Origin of the sequence: Mesorhizobium sp. LNHC209A00 (assembly GCF_000502915.1) — a bacterium.
In the GTDB taxonomy this organism is placed as follows: Bacteria; Pseudomonadota; Alphaproteobacteria; order Rhizobiales; family Rhizobiaceae; genus Mesorhizobium.
This window is the reverse complement of the sequence record NZ_AYWT01000011.1, coordinates 130,551-151,735: the sequence shown is the minus strand read 5'-3', so window position 1 is coordinate 151,735 and position 21,185 is coordinate 130,551. Positions and strand designations below refer to the sequence as shown.

At 60.0% G+C, this 21,185-nt stretch carries 9 protein-coding genes and 1 pseudogene; 8 read left to right on the top strand and 2 right to left on the bottom strand.

Going from position 1 to position 21,185, the window contains the following annotated elements; all coding sequences use genetic code 11:
* Together X739_RS1000000170690 and X739_RS143085 are read left to right on the top strand one after the other, a co-directional pair.
* Positions 1-103: pseudogene (locus tag X739_RS1000000170690) on the top strand (IS630 family transposase); the annotation flags it as partial.
* A 46-nt stretch (positions 104-149) separates the two neighbouring features.
* On the top strand, positions 150-374 hold the full coding sequence (locus X739_RS143085) for a PQ-loop domain-containing transporter (RefSeq protein WP_348625771.1): 225 nt from the start codon (positions 150-152) through the stop codon (positions 372-374).
* A gap of 910 nt (positions 375-1,284) precedes the next feature.
* On the opposite strand, the gene X739_RS143090 is transcribed toward X739_RS143085, so the two are convergent.
* Positions 1,285-6,777, bottom strand: coding sequence for an AAA family ATPase (locus tag X739_RS143090; protein ID WP_023795530.1), 5,493 nt, complete (start codon positions 6,775-6,777; stop codon positions 1,285-1,287).
* Between the two features lie 532 nt (positions 6,778-7,309).
* Between X739_RS143090 and X739_RS143095 the strand changes: the two genes are divergently transcribed.
* From X739_RS143095 to X739_RS143115, 6 genes are all read left to right on the top strand, one after another.
* On the top strand, positions 7,310-8,344 hold the full coding sequence (locus X739_RS143095; RefSeq protein ID WP_023795529.1) for an ABC transporter substrate-binding protein: 1,035 nt from the start codon (positions 7,310-7,312) through the stop codon (positions 8,342-8,344).
* 82 nt (positions 8,345-8,426) lie between these two features.
* A complete protein-coding gene (locus X739_RS143100) occupies positions 8,427-9,251 on the top strand; it encodes an ABC transporter permease (protein WP_031252274.1) in 825 nt (274 codons plus the stop codon).
* A complete protein-coding gene (locus X739_RS143105; protein ID WP_023795527.1) occupies positions 9,248-10,036 on the top strand; it encodes an ABC transporter permease in 789 nt (262 codons plus the stop codon). The genes X739_RS143100 and X739_RS143105 overlap by 4 nt, the downstream gene beginning before the upstream one ends.
* A 4-nt stretch (positions 10,037-10,040) precedes the next feature.
* Positions 10,041-11,099, top strand: coding sequence for an ABC transporter ATP-binding protein (locus X739_RS143110; protein ID WP_023795526.1), 1,059 nt, complete (start codon positions 10,041-10,043; stop codon positions 11,097-11,099).
* 462 nt (positions 11,100-11,561) lie between these two features.
* The gene (locus X739_RS1000000167195; protein ID WP_023795525.1) at positions 11,562-12,617 is read left to right on the top strand and encodes an AraC family transcriptional regulator; all 1,056 of its coding nucleotides are present in this window, start codon (positions 11,562-11,564) and stop codon (positions 12,615-12,617) included.
* Between the two features lie 786 nt (positions 12,618-13,403).
* The gene (locus X739_RS143115; protein ID WP_031252270.1) at positions 13,404-14,633 is read left to right on the top strand and encodes an oxalate decarboxylase family bicupin; all 1,230 of its coding nucleotides are present in this window, start codon (positions 13,404-13,406) and stop codon (positions 14,631-14,633) included.
* A gap of 267 nt (positions 14,634-14,900) precedes the next feature.
* Here the strand turns inward: X739_RS143115 and X739_RS143120 are convergent, their stop codons facing one another.
* Positions 14,901-20,870: an AAA family ATPase gene (locus X739_RS143120; RefSeq protein WP_023795523.1), complete on the bottom strand. Its 5,970-nt coding sequence runs from the start codon at positions 20,868-20,870 to the stop codon at positions 14,901-14,903.
* Positions 20,871-21,185: the final 315 nt, after the last annotated feature.

The window sequence follows — 21,185 nt, the reverse complement described above, 5'->3', positions numbered from 1 at the left end:
CAACATCCCCGAGCTTTGGGACGCAATCCGCGACGCCTTGCCACGCTTCACCGCCGAGGAGTGCTCAAACTACTTCTGCGCCGCAGGATACGAGCCTGAGTGATCAGATTCTGCTCTAGCGCGGAGCTCTGAGCCGGGTCGCTCCTGAGATGGTCTCTGCATCGATGGAAACGGTTACGATCGTCGGATATCTCGCAGCCCTATGTTCCATTACCAGCTTCACGCCGCAGGCCTGGAAAATCATCAAAACGCGACCCCAGCCGCGCCCCCACCGCTTTGCCGCGATTGCGGTGGTTAAAGTGGTCTTGCCGACAAACGGCGAGGTGGTCCCGGATTTGAGACAGGGGCCTAAGGTGGATCAACCGATGAAATGAACGATCCAACATGAAGAAACGCAGACGGTTTTCGGCCGAATTCAAGGCCAAGGTTGCGCTTGAGGCGATCCGGGGCCTTTTCAGCACTTCCGGCGAACGCCGATACGCGACAATGCGCTTGGAGGAACCGGTACCGGCCGTTTCGAGGTGGTTCCGGACCGGCTGCGGGGCACGCGAGTCCGCAGGCGTACCTGCCGACCAGGCAGTATCGACGAGCTCGCCGGACCCGCGTTCGGCCGCCCAGCGCCTAGATCAAGGCAATCCCCGCAGGGTACCGGCAGTCATCTATAAGACGTGTCCCCGTTCAGTGCGAGACGAACACCGGCAGCGAGTATTGCTTTAGCAAGATCTGGTCAATCCGCCGCAAGGGCTCACGGATCTGCGAATGGCTATGTGCGCCGGCCACGATCGTGTCGGCGTTTCCTCAGCGGCGCGCCGAGCGGACAGCGCCTCGATTGCCGACAAGTCGCCCGTGTCGGTCAACCGGTCGGTCCCGGCTTGACGTCATGGGCAAGCAGATGGTCGCGCAGCAAGTCGATATCCGTGTCCTTTACGTCGGCGGATCGAACGCGAACACCGTTCCTTTCCGAGCGCGGATCAAAAAGGCGTCCATCTGCACCGCTCGGTGATCAGGCAATCGGGCTTCTTCGCCAACGGGTCTCGGCCGCTAGTCCCGCGGCAGTAAGGGTCATGGGCACGCCTGACGACGTCAACAAATCCCTGGGCACCTCGCTCGCGATCCCGTCGGAAACCTCACGATAAGGCTTTGGCGATCACGAAGGTGTAGCAATGCTTCCATTCGGCAGAGTGCAGTGGGCTTCTGCATCGCCGCTGATCGGATGATTGCCGAGTTCCAGAACCGTTTTTCAGTTGAGGTCAATCAAAGTGCATCATCTCATCGCTTCAGAGATCATGCAGTCCCAGCCTTAAAGGGATCGCAATCGCACTGACCGTCGTCTAGCGGCAGCGTGAATCGAAACATAGTGCCGCGGGGCACGTTTGCACTCGCCCACAAGCGTCCGCCATGCGCTTCGATGATCGACCGGCAGATCGACAGCCCCACCCCCAAGCCAGTTTCCTTGGTCGTGTAGAACGCATCAAAGACGCGCTCGAATGTGGACGCGGGCACGCCTGGACCCGAGTCTCCCATACTAACCAGTATGCCGTTTGCATCTGTTTCGGTGCTGATCTGCAGATTCCGGTTGCCATCGTTGACCTCGCTCATCGCCTCGATAGCGTTGACCATCAAGTTCAGGAAAACTTGTTGCAGCTGGACTCGGTCCCCCTGAACGGTCGGCAAGTCCCAGCACAATTGCGTCCGCACCGCGATGCGGTTCTTGACAACTTCTCCATGGATGAGGTCAATGATCTCGCCTAGCGCCTCATTAACGTCTAAGACTTGTCGCGAGGGCGGCGCTTTCTTTATTAGGGCACGCATCCGATCAATTACTTCACCTGATCGCTTGCCGTCCTTTGCAATATCTTCAAGAGCCTTTCGGACTTCTCTCAAATTGGAAGGAACCCTCTGCAGCAAGCGCAGCGCAACTTGCGCATTGAGGATGATTGCCGCGATCGGCTGGTTGACCTCATGGGCAATCGAGGCGGTCAGTTCGCCCAATGTTGCGACGCGGTTTCCGTGGACGAGTTGCATCTGGACCTCCTGGTAGCGCCGCTCGCTTTCGCGCGCTTCTGCCTCCGCCCGCTTAAGATTTGTCAAATCGAGAATATAGGCGACGCCTTGGTTCGGCTGGCCTTCGAATGCCGCTGCGCCGATCAAAACGGGTACCCGGCTGCGGTCTTTCCTAAAGAACTCCTTTTCGCGGGGTTGCATGATGCCGGTCGACTGAAGCTCTAAAAGTTCGTTCTGGGCGTGCACTTCTTGCCACTCGGCGGGCGTCATGTCGAACCATCGAAGCCCCGCGTCCAAATCCTCACGCCCATACTGCACCATGGAGAGAAACGCCTCGTTGGCGTCGAGAAGCCGTCCGTCCAGGTCCCAGATGACAATGCCTATGACGTTGGAATCGACCAGACGCCGGATCCTGGCTTCTCGGTTCGCGAGTTCTTCGTACAAATGGGTATTCTCGAGCGAGATAGCCGCCTGCGAGGCAAGCACCTTCAGCACCGCGATCCGGCCTGGCGCGAACATGCTAGGGGCCAGGTTGTTCTCGAGGTACAGCACACCAATGACCTTGGCCTGATTGAGCAGTGGCATGCAAAGAACCGAACGAGCATGCCGACTACGAAAATACGGGTCGGCGGCAAAGGGGGACTGGCCGGCGCCATCGTCGAGAATAACGCTCTCTCCAGTGCGCAGGACGTAATGAAGCACCGAATCCGGCAGCACGCCCGCGGCCACGCTCTCATCACGCTGACGCACGACCACCAGATTGTCGCTGGTCGTGGCTTCCGCGGCGATTCGAAGCTCATCGCCGCGCGAAAGGATCAACAGGCCTCGTTCGGCGCCTGCTTGCTCGATGGCTGTGCCCATCAGTGTTTCCAGCAGCTTCTCCAGCACAATCGCGCTTGAGATGGCCTGCGACACCTTGATTACGGTCGCGAGGTCGAGTTGCTCGACAGGCGTCGCCATCGTGCTCGTCGAAGCAGGTACGGGTTCTTCCCTTCTGAGGTGCGGAAATAACTCATCGAGTTGGCGCACCTTCCCATGCGCTCCCCAGCGGAGATAGCAATGCCGGGCGTTGCGCAGATAGCCGTGCGCCGCGATCTCGAAGCCCCGGGCAGCGTAGAAGCGGGACGCAAGCTCACTGGCGAGCGCCTCGTGGTGAACGAAGCCGTTTGCCTGTGCAGAACGGATGGCTTGTTCGTAAAGGTTCGTGGCATCGAGCTCGCGGCCTTCGATCCGGGCAATCTCGGCGCTGACCAACGCCGAGCGGTCCTCGAAGTTTTCCGGGCAGTTCTCTGCCCACTCCTGAAGCTGACGACTATGGGCGACCAACGCATCGAGGTACTGGACACGTTCGCCGGCGCCTACAGCATCATAACGCGCAGCCCGCGCCAGCGCGGCGTAAAAATGATACTCGGCTCGTTCAAGGAAAAAGGGCAAGCTCCGCAGGAACCGTTCAGCATTCGTTGCTGCCGCGACGCTCGCGGCGTGGTCGCCAGCGAAGAAGCGCGCTTCCAGCTTGTGGAGCCAGAAGCAACAGGCCGTAATCGCCAGGCTCGGATCCGCTTCCAGACCTTTTTCGAACCCCTGCTCGTCGAACCCGACGTGGTCTATATAGCCGAACACCGGGGTCAGGCCGCGAAGCGTCCGAATCAGCCCGAGCTGTGGGGTGATGAACTCGACAATCTGACTAAATCTTGCCCGGTGCGCGAGTTCGAGCCCAGCCTCGGCCTCCCGCTGCACCTCGTCGAGTGTGTTCCCGCAGGCGAGGAGGTTTGTGATGAGGTGTTGACGGCAGTAGACCGCACAATTGAGGTCGCCAGTTTGCTGCGCAATTTCGAAAGAACGCCGCAAGAATGGCGGTCCCATACGGACATGCCGCGCCCAGGGATTCACCAGATTTCCGAATACGAGGTAGACGCGAGCCTTGAAGCGGTCCAGCCCATGCTTCTCCACGAGTTGGAGACCCGAGCAACCGAAGCGATACGCCGCGTCGTACTTGCCGAAGCGCGGCCCCAGCACGGTTGCGATGAAAGTGTAAGCGAGGCACGAAGCATCGCTGTTGCCATGCTCAAGGCTGAGATTTACGGTCCTGCACAAGAACAGGCAATGAAGGTTCCAATCCGAGAACAGCGCAGCCGGCGTCGCTTTAATCAGAACGTCCACGGTCGCGAGTGAATTCGCATCCGTCATCAAAGGCAGGTCGATAAGCTCTTCGATTGCGCGGCTGCCGAGCAAAGACCACATTCGTTCGTATTCGCGTCGCACGTCCTCGTCGGCCGGATGGGGCGACCATTCAACCCCTAGATGCCGAAGGTAGTCGAGGCCTACAGCAACCGCGCGACCGGTCTGACCGAGGGTGGTGTAGAGATCTACGCCTAGGCAAGCTATGGCAGCGTGTTCCACGGACGTGAGAGCCTGACAATACAGCGCTTTTAACCGCTCCTCGGCTTCTATCAATAATCCGGTCAGGAACTCGCATTCGGCTCGGTGAAGCTCGAGCGCGAAGGTGAGCTCGTGCTGGCGTTCCCAGGCGTCTTCTGACAACAGCGCTGTACCGGCGACGAGATAGGCAAGAGCTGAGGGAAAGGCCGTGGATTCCTTGGAGCGTTTACCTGCGAGAAGGTTGAGTTCGGCCAATCGCTCGCGCTCGCCTGGCGAGGTGATCAAGGTTGCGCCGCGATTGAGCTGATTGAGAAGTTCAAAGACGGCCTCGTCCCGCTCTTCGGAAGACGTGTGCGCCCCGAGCAGTCTCCCTATTCGAAGGTGCGCCTCGGGGCGCAGTTCCTTCGGGATTAGGGAATAGGCGGCCTCCTGAACACGATCATGGGCAAACCGGTAGTGACGTGCCATACGCTCGACCAACTCCAGACGGCGGGCTGGCCACAGCGCCGAGTCGACCTGCTCTTCATCCATCCCCAGGACCACCGAAAGGGTCGCGATCTCGACGACGTTTCCAAGACAAGCCAGCTGCTGCAAAGCAGTTTGGGCCTCGGCGGGCAGGCGGGAGAGCTTCTCGACCATCAGATCAATGACGTTGTCGGTGTAACCCTTGGCTTGAATGCGCCCGATATCCCACGACCAACAGGCGCCAACATGATCGAAGGTGAGTAACGATTCTTCGGCGAGCGAAGACAGGAACTGAATGGCGAAATACGGGTTGCCACCGGTCTTCTCATGCACCAGTTCCGCGAGCGGCGCGACGCGATCCGACTCGCAGCGAAGAGTGTCCGCAATCAACTGTCTGAGATGCTCTCGTCCGAGCGGGGCCAGAGTGAGCTCCGCGACCTTTCCCCCACAGATCTTGATGGCATCAAGCTTCTGCATTAATGGATGGGCTGCAGTGACTTCATTATCGCGATAAGCACCGATCACCATAAGGTGCTGTACATCCGACCACGTCAGCAGATTCTCCAGCAAATCGAGCGTGGCCGCGTCGAGCCATTGCAAATCGTCCAGGAAGAGCGCCAATGGGTGTTCGGGCCGCGCAAATACGCTTATAAAGCGCTGGAATATCATGTGAAAACGGCTTTGTGCCTGCTGTGCCGGCAGCTCAGGGACTACTGGCTGGTCTCCGATGATAGGCTTAAGTTCGGGGATGAGATCGACCATGAGTCGCCCGTTCGCACCCAGCGCTTCCAGAAGGGCATGGCGCCAGCTCGCTAACTCGGCATCGCACTTGCTGAGAAGATGTCTGACAAGACCCTGAAAAGCCTGCACCAGGGTCCCATAAGGAATGTCGCGCTTATACTGGTCGAACTTGCCGGAGGCAAACAGGCTGCGCGACGGCACCAGCGCCTTGTGCAGTTCATTGACGACCGAGGATTTGCCGATGCCGGAATATCCGGAGACCAGCACCAACTCCGGCGCACCGCTCTTGATAATGCGCTCGAAGATGGCATGCAAGGCCGCGATCTCGCGCTCCCGCCCGTACAGCTTCTCGGGGATCAGCAGCCGATCTGGCGTATCCTGCAAGCCCAGCGGAAAGTCATCGATGCGGCGCCGCGCTTGCCATTCGGCCAGACAGCGTCGCAGATCGCGCTCGACGCCGCCAGCGGTCTGGTAACGTTCCTCGGGCGTCTTGGCGAGCAGCTTCATGATGATCGCTGAGACGGGGGCTAGCACATTGTCCAACCGTTGGCTTGGCGGCACCGGCTTTCTTGCAAGGTGGCAGTGCACCCACTCCATCGGTTCAGATGCGGTGAACGGCATGCAGCCCGTCAGCATTTGGTAAAGTGTGACACCGAATGAATAGAGATCGCTGCGGGCGTCGATCGAGCGGTTCGTCCAGCCAGTCTGTTCAGGCGCCATGTAGGCGAGCGTGCCGGCAATCATTTCGGGCGGCTCCGGCGCCTGTCGCTCCCGTGAGAGGCGCGATGCGATACCGAACCCGGTAACCCGCACATTTCCGTCAGCAGTGCCGACCATAATGTTGGCTGGCTTGATATCCTTATGGATCAGGCCGCGTTGGTGAATCTTGCCTAGAGCTGTCGCGGTGCCGACCGCGAGGGGCAAGAAGCGTCCCAATTCAAGTGGGGAGCCGAGTAGCGCGGCGAGCGGCTGGCCGCCCGGATCATCAAGCATCAACACGGTTCGACCACGGTCGTGCACCATCTCGAGCGGTCGCACCGCCCACTCGCTGTCGAGTTCGTCCTTCAGCCCGCATTCGTGTACGAGACGATGGAGGATGGCGGGCGATGGGTGCTCCGAGGCAGACATTGCTGCGAGTAGGGTGACCCCTTGGCCGGCATGGGTCTCACGCCAAACTCTGCAGAACATGCTCTCGCCATCCTCCCATAAAACTTGGAGGCGGCTGTCTCCATTCGCGCCAGGTCCTGAGGATGGGTTCAACGCCGAACTCCGCGGCTAGCAATGGACGCGAAAGGAACGGCCATGTTCTGCCCCCTTCGCAGGTCGGAGTGTACTCCATCTGCTCCTCACAGACACCTCTTCGCCTTCGACATTGTGACTTCTGCCGCCGGAGCCAGCCTGGTCACACAAACTCGGATAGATCCCCGGCCAAGCCGCAGCGCTTGTGGTCGCACGAAAAAGGGTCGGCACCTACTGCCGCGAACTGGAGACAAGCGGACCAGTTCAGGGGCAATCTCCCGAACTGTTCCATGAGGTGAAGTAGGAATTGACGCCGCTGGGGCGCGCTCTACGGCTGGTTTTTCAGGCGCTGTTTCACTGGCCGCCGGCACGGAAGCCGCCGTCGAGCGCGATGGGTGCGCCACGTGTAGGCTTGCTAGTCAGCCGATCAAAAAGATAAGCTTCATCTCAGGCACCAACAAACTTTATAAGGGAGGCGAATATGAAACCGGCGTCATTCCTTGCCATCTTGGGCCGCGCTGGTGTAGCCGCGGTACTGTCGGCTTCACCGGCGCTCCCGAAGACGCTAACAATCTCCTGGTGGGGTTTCAACGGTGAGAAGCTGACCCAATTCCAGGTCGACCCGTTCAAACTGAAATGCGGCTGCGACATCGTATTCGAGACCGGCAACAATGCCGACCGTCTCAACAAGTTGAAGATCCGAGATGGCGAAGGCGTAGACCTCATCTATCTCACCGATGCCTACTCGCAACTCGGCATCGATGCCGGGCTTTTCAAGAGGTTCGACGCCTCGAAGGTACCGAATCTCGCTCGCGTATATGATATGGGTAAGGATCCGCAAGGGGGCTATGGTCCGGCGTATACGGTCGGCCGCGTGGGCATCATCTACGACTCTGCCAAGATCAAGACCCCGATTACCTCCTGGAACGATATCTGGCGCGATGACATGAAGGGCCAGTTGTCCCTGCCAGGCATTACCACCACGGCTGGGCCGATGATGGTGCTGATCGCCGGCGCCCATGCCGGCGTAGACCCCTATACCGACGAGGACGGCTCGTTCAAGGCCATCGAGGAACTGAAGCCGAGCATCGTTAAGAGCTACAACAACGGCTCCGAGCTCGTAAACCTTTTTTCGACCGGTGAAATCTCTGTGGCGGTGGCGCAAGACTTCACACTCAAGCAGATCCAGGCGGCCGTGCCGACTGCGGTGTGGGCTAACATAACCGATGGGGCCTATGCCACGCTCGACACCCTCAACATTCCCAAGGGTGCGGCCAACACCGATCTCGCCTATAGTTGGGTGAACTATATCCTATCGCTCGACATTCAGCAGGTCAGCGCCGAGCAGGGGATCGACGCGCCGATCAGGAAGGACGTCAAGCTCACCGAGGAGCAAGCCAAGCAATGGGCCTACGGCGCCGATATGATCGCCTCGCTCCAGCAGGTCGACTACAAGAAACTCAATGCTGCCAAGCCGGGCTGGATCGACCGCTGGAACGAAGTGTTCGGCCAATAAGGCACGAAAGAGCGGACGCTCGGCCGGATGCTCTCCTTGGCTCCCGGCCGTTCAGCGGGGTTTATTGCATGGTCTGGCCGTCATGAAGCGCTTTGCAGGCAGTCTGCTCATTGCCCCAGCGACGGCCTTGGTCGTAGTTTGTCTGCTTATCCCGGTGCTGGCGACAATGGCGGCCACGTTCGGGGATGCGAAGGGCGTTTTCTCGCCTTACCTCGCCTTCTTCGACAGCGGCTTTCGCCGAAATGTCTTGTGGCGAACGCTGCTGATATCGCTCGCCACTACGGCGATCTCGGTGACTATCGGCTTCGTGACGGCTTATGTCGTTGTCCGCTCGCCGCGGCGGATCAAAAGAATTTTGATCTTCACAGCAGTGTTTCCGCTGCTAACGGGGGTCTTGGTGCGCTCCTTCGCGTGGCTGATATTGCTGGGCAAGAGGGGCATTATTAACGACTTCCTGACTTGGACGGGCGTGATCGCCGAACCGATGCACATGCTCTACACAAACGGCGCGGTTATCGTCGCGATGGTGTACCTTTTCGTGCCCCTCATGATCCTCACCCTTGTCGGGGTGCTGGAGAACATTTCCGAGGACGTCGTGCGGGCCTCCGCGTCGCTCGGCGCAACGCCGGCTGCGACCTTCAGGCAGGTGATCTTCCCCCTGGCAGTGCCGGGCCTGATCGTCGGCGCCGTGCTGGTGTTCACCGGAAGCTTCACATCTTATGCTACTCCGCAGCTTCTGGGCGGCGAGCGCGAGATGATGATGGGCACGCTGATGTACCAGCGCGCCATGGTTTCATTCGACTGGGTTGGAGCTTCGACGGTCGCTGCGATCATGGTCGTGGTCACTGTCATCGTCGTGCTTGCCATGACCCACCTCGCGCGGCGGCTGAACCCGGTGGCGATATGATTGAGAGAGGCACCAGTCCCATCCTGATCGCGTTCGCTGTGCTGGTTTATGTGTTCCTAGTCGGGCCGCTGGTCATCGTGTTCGGCGCAGCGCTGAGCGACACGACATACCTGACCTTTCCGCCGCAGGCGGTGTCACTGCGGTGGTTCGAGAAAGTCTTCGAGGTCGGCGCTTTCCGCACGACGTTCATCACCAGTTTCCAACTCGCATTCCTGTCGACCGCTATGGCGCTGGTCATCGGNCCAGCTGCCTATGCGCTGAACCGCCACCGCATTGCGCTGCCCTCCTGGCTTTCGACCGTCTTCGTCTTGCCGATCCTGGTGCCCGAAATCGTGCTCGGCTTCTCGCTGTTGAAGTCGGTCGCGGTCGGTGCCAGCGTGCCTATCTTCATGACTTTGCTGATAGGCCATACGCTGATCGTGCTTCCCTATGCGGTGAGGGTCGTAAGCGCCAGCCTCGCCTCCTTCGATTTCTCGGTGGAGGAAGCGGCGATCAGCCTCGGCAGCCCCCCGTTCAAGACTTTCCTCATAATCGTTCTACCCAACATCCGCTCCGGCGTGATCGCGGCCTATATCCTCTCCTTCATTACATCGATCAACGACGTGTCGACCTCGCTCTTCCTCACTGGGCCTGGTATCAGCACTCTGCCGATCGCTATGCTCGCTTACGTCGAGCAGTATTTCGATCCGGCGGTGGCTTCAGTCTCGGTGTTACTGATGTTGCTCACTGTAGCGGTCATGGCGGTGGTTGAACGGACACTCGGCCTGACATTCCTGACGAAGTAATTGCATGACGCAAGCCCTCTCAGTCGAGCACCTCACCGCGCATTACGGCCACACGCGAGTGCTGGAGGACCTGACCTTGCACGTGGCCGCCGGCGAACTTGTCTCGCTGCTCGGCGCCAGCGGTTGCGGCAAGACGACGACGCTGAGATTGATCGCCGGTTTCCTCGAACCGACGGCCGGCGGCATCACGCTAGGCGGCCGGGACCTGACTAGGCTGCCGGCTTACCAACGCGACATTGGTCTGGTGTTCCAAAACTACGCGCTGTTTCCACATTTGTCGGTTCGCGATAACGTCACCTTCGGTCTGAAACAGCGCGGCCTGCCAGCCGCCGAACGAAACAAACGTGCGAGCACGATATTGGCTCGCGTCGGGCTGGAAGGGCTGGCGGATAGACTCCCGGCGGCGCTATCGGGCGGGCAAAAGCAGCGCGTAGCGCTGGCGCGCGCGCTGGTAATCGAGCCAGCGCTCCTGATGTTCGATGAGCCGCTATCCAACCTGGACGCGAAACTTCGCGTCGATATGCGCATCGAGATTCGCCAATTACAGCGGGCGAACGGCACCACTTCGGTCTATGTCACGCACGACCAGGAGGAGGCATTCTCGATCTCCGACCGGGTGGCTATCATGAACGCTGGCCGCATCATGCAGTTCGACACTCCGGAAAGCCTCTATCAGCGACCTGAGAATGCATTCGTCGCCCGCTTCGTCGGCTTCGAGAATTTGATCAGGCTGCGCGTTATTACCCGCGACGGGCAGAAAGTCACCGCCGAAGCGGGCGGCACGGCGCTGGCGCTGGATGAGCAACGGCTCGGGCCGATCCCCGACGATTTTGTGCTGGGAACCCGGGCGGACGGACTTGAGGTCAGCGCCGACCCTTCGGCACCTGGCCTTCCCGCCACGCTCGGCCTGCGCACGTATCTTGGCCGCGCCTATCAGTATCAGTGTGAAACGCCCGCGGGCCGTCTTGTTGCCAACGGTTCGCTTTCGACGCCCTTGCCGCCGGGCGGCTTGGTCAGATTGATGCCCGTGCCGGAACAATGCTGCGTACTGAAGCCGGAATGAACCGAAGAGTACCCTGGTGACCAATGCTGGGCTGATGCCGGTCGGACCTAGCTCGCCGTATTCGAACTAATCTTGGCTGGCGTCAACACAGGGGCCGACATCTACCTATTAACCGACCTCTATCCTCGACCCACCACGTGCTCCGTGATGGCCGGATCGACCCTCCACGCTGGTTGGGGATGGCGGAGCCATCAAGCGAGTGTCAGGGTCCCTCGGTCCCCTGGCGGCAAGCGCAGCGAATTTCACTTCCTTCTCCGGAGATCGCCCTAATGGAGGGCCGAAATACGCCCCCGCTAGGACCATGGAAGTGATCGCGTGCCGGCACGAGGCCAGTCCACAAACCAAAGTATAAGCCTTTCAGACCAACACTCTATGCAGGCGTACCGACGTAGGATGGAGGGATTCACCATCGGTACGCTAGGTTGAAATCAGTTGAGAGGCGCCCCGAGAGGATGTCGAGCCATGCTGACGAATTCTCTGTTTGCGGACATCGGCCCATCGCCGAGCGTGGCCTTTGAGGGCTGCTTTCCGCGATTGTTGCAACCCGCCACATCGCCGGCGGGAGATCGGCGCTCTGACTTCAGCAACAGCCCGGTGCGGAGCATCAAGTCGGCGCCGCACTCGCCATCGGATCGCCGGGTAATCCACCTGGCCGAGCATGGAGTGGAGATATTTCCCCGCGACGTTGTGGTCCGGCGCGCCGAAATCTCAAATGGCATGACTGCCGAGATCGTCCAAGTCGGCACCCACGACCGATTTACATCTCGGTTTCTCGCGCCTGTCGATTTGCTCGTGGTCTACGAACAGGGCACGCGGCGGGACGGCGATACCTGCGTCGAGGGTTTATCCAGATCGACGCTGCGAGATTTTGCGGGCAAGCTTACCTTCGTTCCTGCCGGCCACGAGTACCGCGAATGGCAGGATCCGCGCTCCCCCACGCATCTGATGTATGTCTATTTTGCTCCAGCCCAGCTGCAGAGTCCGATTGAAGCGGGTATCCCTGATGCAATCCCGCCGATGCTGTTCTTTGAGGATGCGACGCTGCTGGATACTGCCCTCAAGCTGAAGAGATCGCTTGAAAGCCCGACTTCTGACAATCAGCTTTACCTCGAGGCGCTGGGCGTTGTGCTGGCGCATGAATTGATCCGTTTCAACCACCGGACACCGCAAAGCAAACCTCAGCTCAGGGGCGGGCTCGCAGCTTGGCAGCAGCGGATCGTCACTGCGTATATCGATGCGCATTTGAGCGAGACAGTATCGCTTGCCACCCTCGCGCAGCTTGCCCGCTTGAGCCCATACTATTTTTGCCGGGCCTTCAAGCGAACCTTCGGCGTACCGCCGCACCGGTATCATACCATTCGTCGAATCGAGCAAGCCAAAGCCCTGCTTGCAACGCGCGCTCATTCGGTGACGGACATCGGATTGACAGTCGGTTACAGCGAAACGAGTTCTTTTACGACGGCCTTTCGAAAGGCAACCGGGGTTACGCCAAGTGGCTATCAGAGGAGCCTCGGGTAGATCAGACGTCGACCGCCGCGCAGAGATACCGCTAATCCTGTTCGATATCCTTACAGTCCGTTCCAGTACGTGCGCATGATGGGGTCTCCGCACACGCCTGATTGCGCGTCAATCGGAGAGACGGACCCACGGGCCTTCGAATTCCTGAAGCGCGCAGGAACGTCAACAGTGGTGTTGAATCGTACGCGAAGCTTCAGCCGGGCGGCGCGCAATGATGTCGCGCGATTCCCGCTGCTTGCACAGCTTCGCCCAGATGATGCGGCTAAGCTGTTCCGGCCAAGTTGCTTTAGGTACCCTCGCCATCGAGAACGAAATCCGTGGCTTGGTGGAGCATCTTCCTCCTCAAGTTTGGCATTGTCGGCGCTGGTAAATTCGCGGATCGCATACGGCGCCACGGTTTGTCTTGTTGATCTACGCCCTGTGTGAGGGGTTCGATTCAGATCACAGGTAGTTAAGCCCTCGTAAGGCGACTGAACAACATTGTTACCAGGGGCCGGCCTTAAGCCCGATTTGGACCAGCTACCGCCCCTGCTTCTTCAATGGCTCAGCAACAACGGTGCTGTTGTTAAATTGAGCGCGGCCAAAAGCGGGCATTCATTTGCAACGCGGTTCGGTACGGCTGATGCCGCCAGTCTCGCTGCTTCGGCGAATGTCGCGTCCGCTAACACTCACTGTCATCGTGCGATTCAAGCAAAGGATGTGTCAACGAGCAAGACCTCCTCGGTGCCTCATCGATATTTTGGGCTCGCTAGTTCGCGTTATCGAGCCGCTAAGGAGTGAAGCAATATGGATAAGGCCTCCAACAGAATGTCACGTCGAAAGTTGTTGGTCGGGACCGCAGCCGGTGGATTGCTCACGGCAACGACACTGGCTCAGGCGCAGATGGATCGAACGATACCTCAGGCGCCCGGCCGCGGCGGCACCAACCCCGGTCCGAACAACCCCGCTCGGATCGACCAGAATCCCGACTTGATGCTCCCGCCGACCACCGATCATGGTACGCTACCGAACCTGCGTTTCTCATTTGACGATGCCCATATGCGACTATCATCGGGCGGTTGGACCCGGCAGGTGACGGTGCGCGAGCTCGGCATCTCGAAGGCAATGGCAGGCGTGAGCATGCGCTTGAATGCCGGAGGCGTGCGTGAGTTGCATTGGCACAAGGCCGCCGAATGGGCTTACGTGCTCACCGGCAAAGCGCGTATCACCGCGATCGATGCCAACGGGAACAGTTTTGCCGACGACGTCGGCATCGGCGATCTGTGGTACTTCCCGCCAGGCATTCCGCACTCGATTCAGGGCCTCGACCCGGACGGGACGGAATTCTTGCTGGTATTCGATGACGGCAGTTTCGACGAGGACAACACCTTTCTTTTAAGCGATTTTATGAAACACACGCCGCCGGAGGTGCTCGCCAAGAATTTTGGTGTTCCAGCTTCGAGCTTTGCTAGGATCCCCGATCCGAGCGAGCTCTATATATTTTCGGCTCCGGTTCCAGGACTGCTCAGCGAGGACAAGATCGCCGCAGGCGAAGCCAAGCAGAGCTTTAGCCACCGTATGATGGCTCAGACTCCGATCATGATGAAACACGGAACGGCACGGATCACTGACAGCAAGGTGTTTCCGGTGTCCAAGACCATCGCGGCAGCGCTAATCGAGGTCGAGCCGGGCGCGATGCGCGAGCTCCATTGGCATCCGAATGGCGACGAATGGCAATACTACATCCACGGGCAGGCGCGCATGGGCGTGTTCGCGGGCTCCGGCCAAGCTCGTACATTTGACTTCCAGGCCAACGATGTTGGTTACGTGCCCTTCGCAATGGGTCATTACATCGAGAACACGGGCAACACGACGCTCCGGTTCCTGGAAATCTTCAAGAGCGACCATTTCGCCGACATCTCACTGAATCAGTGGCTCGCTCTCACGCCCCCAGAGCTAGTCAGCGCGACCTTGCACGCCGACTCCCAGCTTATGAACGCGTTCAGCAGAGTAAAATCGCCCATCGTACCGGCCTAGATCTTCGATCGAGTAACGGTGTTGTGAGATGGAAGCGCCCTGCTCGTACTTAGGAGGTTGAGAGCCGCGCTTTGGATGTCCAGGCGGCTGAGGCCCGTAGGCAAGTGTCGAGGAGTGCATGCTGAAAGATCCTTGGAGCTTCCATGGCACGATTCTGCTGCCAAGCGGAAAACCTAGAACGCAGACCGACGGTGCAAAAAATTCCTGAGCGTCGTCTCGCGAAGTAGAGCGTGATCCTCGACAATGATGACAACCGGCCCTTCGCCGTCATCGATCCGCGTCTGCGCGGGGCTGCGTCACGGCCTCCTGACGCGACGGCAAGGTAAACTGAAACGTCGCACCAGGCCCGGCGTTACGCGAGGCCCATAGCCTGCCGCCGTGATTCTCGATGATCGTCCGGCAGATCGATAGTCCCATGCCCATGCCGTTGGCCTTGGTGGTGAAGAAGGCAGCGAAGAGTTTGTTCCCGTTCTCTGGGTCGATGCCGACGCCCACATCCTCGACCGCGACGAGCACCTGGCCGCTGTCGTCCAGTTGCGACCGGACCACCAACTCGCGTGTTCGGCCGGTGACGGACGCCATCGCCTCCATACCGTTGACTATCAGATTGATGATCACCTGCTGCAACTGCACGCGGTCACCGAGAACTGTCGGCAACGTCGGCACCAGGTCCAGGCGCAGGGACACCCGATGGCTGATCACTTCATGCTGCACCAGCGGGATTACCTCGCTGATCGTGTCGTTGATGTCCAACGCAAACTTCTGGGTTTCAGTCTTCCTGGCGAGCGCACGAAGTCTATGGATGATTTCGCTTGCCCGCCTACTACTGCTGACCATGTCGCCGACAACTGCGCGCACCTCTGCTAGGTCCGGAATCTCACGGTCGAGCCACCGCAGGCCAACCTCGCCGTTGGTGGCGATGGCGGCGAGCGGCTGGTTTACTTCGTGGGCGATCGACGCGGCCAGCTCGCCCAGCGTCATCACGCGCGCGACGTGCGCCAGTTCCATCTGCGCCTTGTGCAGCGCCTCTTCGGCTTGTTCCGCGCGAACCGACGCCGTTACGTCAGTGCCGACACCCCGGTATCCGAGGAATTGTCCTTCCGCGTCAAAGATAGGTTTGCCGCTCGCGGCAACGTAGTGCGCCGAGCCATCCTCGGCTGCGACCCTATAGACGAAACCGCGAAATGGCCGATGTGCCTCGAGCGTCGCGATGTGCCGGCGCCACTTCTCAGACTCCTCATCGCGGTCGGTGGCGAAATCCCATCGCCTCGAGCCGATCGGACGCCTGGGGCTGATACCGACGATTGCTAGTTGCTCTGATATAAGGGTGAAACGATGGTCTGGTCCCGTCTCCCAGAGCCAATCGGAGGCTGTCTCGGCATAGTCGCGAAAGCGCTGTTCGCTCTCGCGGAGCGCCTCCTCGGCTCGCTTGGTTGCAGTGACGTCTGTCACCGCGCCAACAAATTCGATGTTGCCCGATGCGTCCTTCACTGCGTGAGCCACAGCATGGAGCTCCTTCACTAAGCCGTCCGGCATCAGCAATCGATATTCATGAGAGAAGTCCTTTCCCTCTCGGGCCGCGCTGTCGATGGTCTGTTGCACGTGAGCGCGATCATCCGGATGGGTGCGTTGAATGAGTATTTCGATGGTGACTGCAGGAGCCTTGTCGTATCCGAAGATTCTGAATGTCTCGTCCGACCAGATGATGTCGCCGGTGGTGATGCTCCAGCCGAAGCTGCCGGTGCGGCTCAGTCTCTGCGCTTCAGCTAGATAGGCCTCGCTGCGTCGCAACTCCTCCTCCGCTCTCTTGCGTTCAGAATATAGGCGGGCATTTTCCAGCGAAATCGCCGCTTGCGAAACCAGCAACTCCAGCACCGCCACCCGGCCGGTGGTGAAGGCGTACGGCGTCAAATTGTTCTCAAGATAGAGTGCGCCGACCAGCTTCGTCTGTTTGACGACGGGCAGGCACAAGACGGACCTCGGGCACTTTTGCCGGACATACTCGTCGTCCGAATACAAGTTCATGACCGAAGCGTCATCAAGGACCACGCTCTCCCGTGTCCGGATCACGTAGTTAAGTGCGGATTGAGGAAGAGCCAGGGGATTTACGGCTGCCTCTTCAAGCATGACCTCGACTCTGCCATGGCTGGCGGTGGCCTCCGCCACGATCCGCGGCCGGTCGCCCGTGAAAAGGATCAGTAGTCCCCTCTCGGCGCCAGCATGCTCTATCGCGATGCTCATGAGGGTCTCGATGAGTTTGCCGAGTTCGATTTCGCCCGACACCGCCTGCGAGGCCTTCACAACTGTCCCGACATCCAGCTCCCCGATGGGCACGCCGAAGGTGGCGGTGGGCGGCGGCGGCGGAGCCGGACCATCGCGGAGGTGCGGGTGCGATTGCTCGAGTTGTCGCGCCTTGCCCTCGGCGCCCCAACGCAGGTAGCAGGACCTCGCGTTCCGGAGATAGGCGGTGGCGATCGTCTCGAAGCCGCGCGCGGCGTAAAACCGCGCGGCCACCTCATGGGCCAAACCCTCGTTCTGCACAAAACCGTACCGGCGAGCCGATTGAATGGCCTGCTCGTACAGGCGCATTGCATCGGCCTCTCGCCCTTCGATGCGCGCTATCTCGCCGCCTATCAACGCAGCACGGTTTGCGAATGTTGAGGGGCAGTTCTTCGCCCAGATCGCGATCTGACTATGATGTTCGGCCACTGCTGCGAGATGTGCATGCCTCTCGTCACCCATGGTCGAGTCCCAGAGTGCAGCCCGGCTAATCGCCTCGTGGAACTGATACTCGGCGCGCTCGAACTGCGTCGGAACGGCCCACATGGGCGGGTTCCGCATAACCGCAGCCACGCCTCCGGCGAAGTCTTGCATAAATGCGCGTGCCTGCAGCTCGCGGATCGCGCCTATCGCCCGCGCGGTCCGGTGTCTCGGGTTCCGAACGCCGTCTAAGTTTGCGCCGCGAATGCCGTCGCCAACGCCGGGGTCAATATCCTCATGCTCATCGGCCCGGAAGACCGCGTCGCGGAACGGTCTGGCGGTCGGCACTTGCCCGCGCAGCATGCGGATAACGACAAGCTGTTCGGAAATCCCCCTTCGGATGATGGCGAATTTAAGCCGCTGGACGATCTGGCGATTCTTCTCCGCTTCCTGCTCGACTTCGCTCAAGGGAGTACCGGCGGCTAGCAGGTTTGTGATCATGTCGATGCAACTGTATGCGGCGAACGAAACGTCCCCGCTCTCCTGTGCTGCCTCGAAGGCGCGCCGCAGGTACGCGCGTGCGACATCCAGGGGCTGCGTCCAGTTTGAGACGTGCACACCGAACACTGAATATACGCGTGCCCTAAAGCGTGCGAAGTCCGGCCTTTCGACCAAGTCGAGACCGAGCTTCGCGAGTCTCGCACCTCCCTGGTAATCGCCGAAGAACATTCCTTGGATGCTGCCGAGCAGCACATAAGCGACAGGCGCACCATCGCTGTTTCCGTACTCCAGGCTGTGCGCTGCCATCCGAACGATGACGAGAAGGAACAGGTTCAAGTCGGTGAACAAAGCTGGCGAGTGGAGCGCGGTGAGCACGTCCATCGTCGCGCATCGGTCGGGATCGCTCATCGCGGGCAAATCGAGCAGGGCATCGATCGAGCCTGCCTCGAGCCGGTGCAACAACCGGTCATATTCTTGGCGAATCTCCTCCTCCGTAGCGTGCTGCGACCACTGGCCGTCAACCCGCCGCAGATAATCTAAGCCTACCTCGACAGCGCTATCGGTCTGGTCCAAGGTCGTGTGGAGAATGATGCGCACGCATGCGACTGCAGCGAGGTGAACGGTGCTCTGGGCGCGTCGTGACAGCGCCGAGAGCCGCTCCTCCGCCGAAGCGAAGCCGCCGGCCAAGAACTCGCACTCGGCCAGATTCAGCTCGAGGTCGAAGGCGAGTTGGTAGCACCGCTCCCACTCGTTCTCTCCCAGCAGAGCGCGGCCGGCGGTAAAATACTGCAGGGCTGAGGCATAGGCGGTTGCCGCCTTGGCACGCTTGCCCGCCCTGAGGTTGAACACGGCGACCTGCTCTCGTTCAACCGGCGAAGTGATCAGCGCCGCGCCGCGGTCGAACTGGTTCACAATGTCGAAGATGCTGTCGTCGAGCTCTTCTGACGTGGTCCGCGCCGCGAGCAACCGGCCGATCCGAAGATGCGCCATAGCACGCTCGCCTTCGGCGATGAGCGCATAAGACGCCTCCTGGATACGATCGTGCAGGAATGTGTAGGTGCTGTCGGAGCGGATGACGAGGCCGGCATGGACGGCTTCCCAGAGGGCCGTGTGCATCGCTTCCTCGGTTTTCCCGTGCACCAGAATAAGCGTAGCCGACTCGGCAACATTCCCCAGACAGGCTAGCTGTCCTAATGCCTTCTGGGTCGCATGGGGCAGACGGCTCAGTTTCGCGGCCATGAGATCCGCGACGTTGTCGGTGAAACCTTTGGCGCGGATACTTGGCAGGTCCCAGGTCCAGGCATTCGCGCCGGCATCGAACACTAGCAGGCCCGCCTCCGCCAAGGCAGTCAAGAACTGAATCGTAAAGAACGGATTGCCATCGGTCTTCTCGAACACGAGGCCAGCCAAGAGCCTCACGCAACCCAATTCCGTATGCAGCGTTTCGGCAAGCAGCCGCTCCAGATCTTCGGGCATAAGCGGCGCAAGCCGGATCTCCTGCACATTTATGCCGGTCTCGCGGATTGTCGCTAGCCTTCGCGCGAGCGGGTGCGACAGCGTGACCTCATTGTCCCGGTAGGCGCCGACCAGCAAAAGGTGCCGCACCTCCGGGTGCGTGACAAGATGTTCGATCAAGTCAAGGGTCGCGGTGTCCAGCCATTGCAAGTCGTCGAGGAACAGTGTGAGCGGGTGCTCTGGCCTGGCAAACACATCGAGGAAGCGCCGGAAAACCATTTGGAAGCGGTATTGCGCATCTCGCGGCGGCAGATCTGGAACGGGCGCCTGGGTGCCGATGACGAGTTCCAGTTGGGGAACCAGATCGACCATGAGCTGGCCGCTCGGTCCCAGCGCCTCACGCAGCGCATCGCGCCAGAGGCCAAGCTCCGCCTCGCTCTGCCCAAGAAGCGGGCGCACAAGGCTCTGAAATGCCTGAGCCAGGGTGGCGTACGGAATGTCGCGCTTGTATTGATCGAACTTGCCCGACGCAAAGAGGCCACGTGAGGGGACCAGCACCTTGTGCAGCTCGTTCACTACCGAGGTTTTGCCAATCCCCGAGTAGCCGGAGACAAGGACCAATTCGGGCACGCCGTCGGCCACCACACGGTCGAAGGACGCGAGCAGCGTGTCGATCTTAGCTTCGCGTCCATACAGCTTTTCCGGGATCAGCAGCCGGTCTGACGCATCTTGCACACCCAGCGGGAATGGATCTATGCGTCTCTGCGTCTCCCACTCTTCGAGGCACCGCTGGAGGTCGGTCTCGACACCCGCGGCGGTCTGATAACGTTCCTCCGCAGTCTTGGCGAGAAGCTTCATCACGATCTCCGCGAGATGCCCCGGGATGCCCGCGATCCGCTCGTCAGGCGGCGGCGGCAGCCGTGCGATGTGGCAATGCACCCAACCCATCCGATCGGACGCGGTGAAAGGCAATGTCCCGGTGAGCATCTCGTAAAACGTAATGCCGAGAGAATAGAGATCGCTGCGAGCGTCGATCGAGCGGTTCATCCGGCCGGTCTGTTCTGGCGCCATGTAGGCAAGCGTGCCGGCGATCACCTCCGGTGGTGTGACGGCTGCCTGATGTTCGCGCGGCAGACGCGAGGCAATGCCGAAGCCTGTGAGCCAGACGCAGCCGCTTGCGAGGTCCAGCAGGATGTTAGCGGGCTTGATATCCTTATGGATCAGATTTCGCTCATGCACCCCTCGGAGCGCGGCCGCGAGCGGGATCGCGACGCGTAGGAACTGCACAACATCCATCGGCTGGCCTAGCAGCTGATCGAGCGGCTCGCCGCCGGGGTCCTCCAACACCAGCGCCATGCGGCCGTCATGGCGGGCCAAGGCTATCGGTCGGACAGCCCAGCCGGCATCCAGTTCGGCCCTGAGGTCATATTCGTGTTCGAGCCGTTTGAGAGACTCACGCGCCGAGTTTTCCTCGGCGGATGCGACCAACAGGATCGGGTCTAGACCCTCACTCGAGCCGCGGTAGAGTGTGAATTCGCCCTTCCGCAACGCTGAGAATAAATAGCGCGAAAGCTCCTTCACAAGGGCCTCCTGTCTTCCCTCCGGTACTAAGCAGCCCGATACAGTGACTAGTTTTGCTCTTGCCCGTCAACCCATCGACCGATGGCCAAGCACCTAAAAGCAAAGGTTGTCAGGAAGTCAGTTGCGACTATGGCTTAGAGGCGATGAAGGAATTCCACAGCCTTCCCGATACCTAAACGCCAGATGGCAGCGAGATCCTAGTGGTGCAACCAAACACTTGGTACCCACGTGAAATGTGAGAGACCAACCTTTCTGATTTTCACTCGGCCCTAGGGTTCATGTAAGTCAGGATAGTCGCCAGCGACCGGTACCAAG

Bases quoted from the DNA above. Each gene is read 5' to 3' on its own strand.
- X739_RS143110 (WP_023795526.1), top strand. From the start codon at position 10,041: ATGACGCAAGCCCTCTCAGTCGAGCACCTCACCGCGCATTACGGCCAC.
- X739_RS143115 (WP_031252270.1), top strand. From the start codon at position 13,404: ATGGATAAGGCCTCCAACAGAATGTCACGTCGAAAGTTGTTGGTCGGG.
- X739_RS1000000167195 (WP_023795525.1), top strand. From the start codon at position 11,562: ATGCTGACGAATTCTCTGTTTGCGGACATCGGCCCATCGCCGAGCGTG.
- X739_RS143085 (WP_348625771.1), top strand. From the start codon at position 150: ATGGTCTCTGCATCGATGGAAACGGTTACGATCGTCGGATATCTCGCA.
- X739_RS143090 (WP_023795530.1), bottom strand. From the start codon at position 6,777: ATGTTCTGCAGAGTTTGGCGTGAGACCCATGCCGGCCAAGGGGTCACC.
- X739_RS143095 (WP_023795529.1), top strand. From the start codon at position 7,310: ATGAAACCGGCGTCATTCCTTGCCATCTTGGGCCGCGCTGGTGTAGCC.
- X739_RS143100 (WP_031252274.1), top strand. From the start codon at position 8,427: ATGAAGCGCTTTGCAGGCAGTCTGCTCATTGCCCCAGCGACGGCCTTG.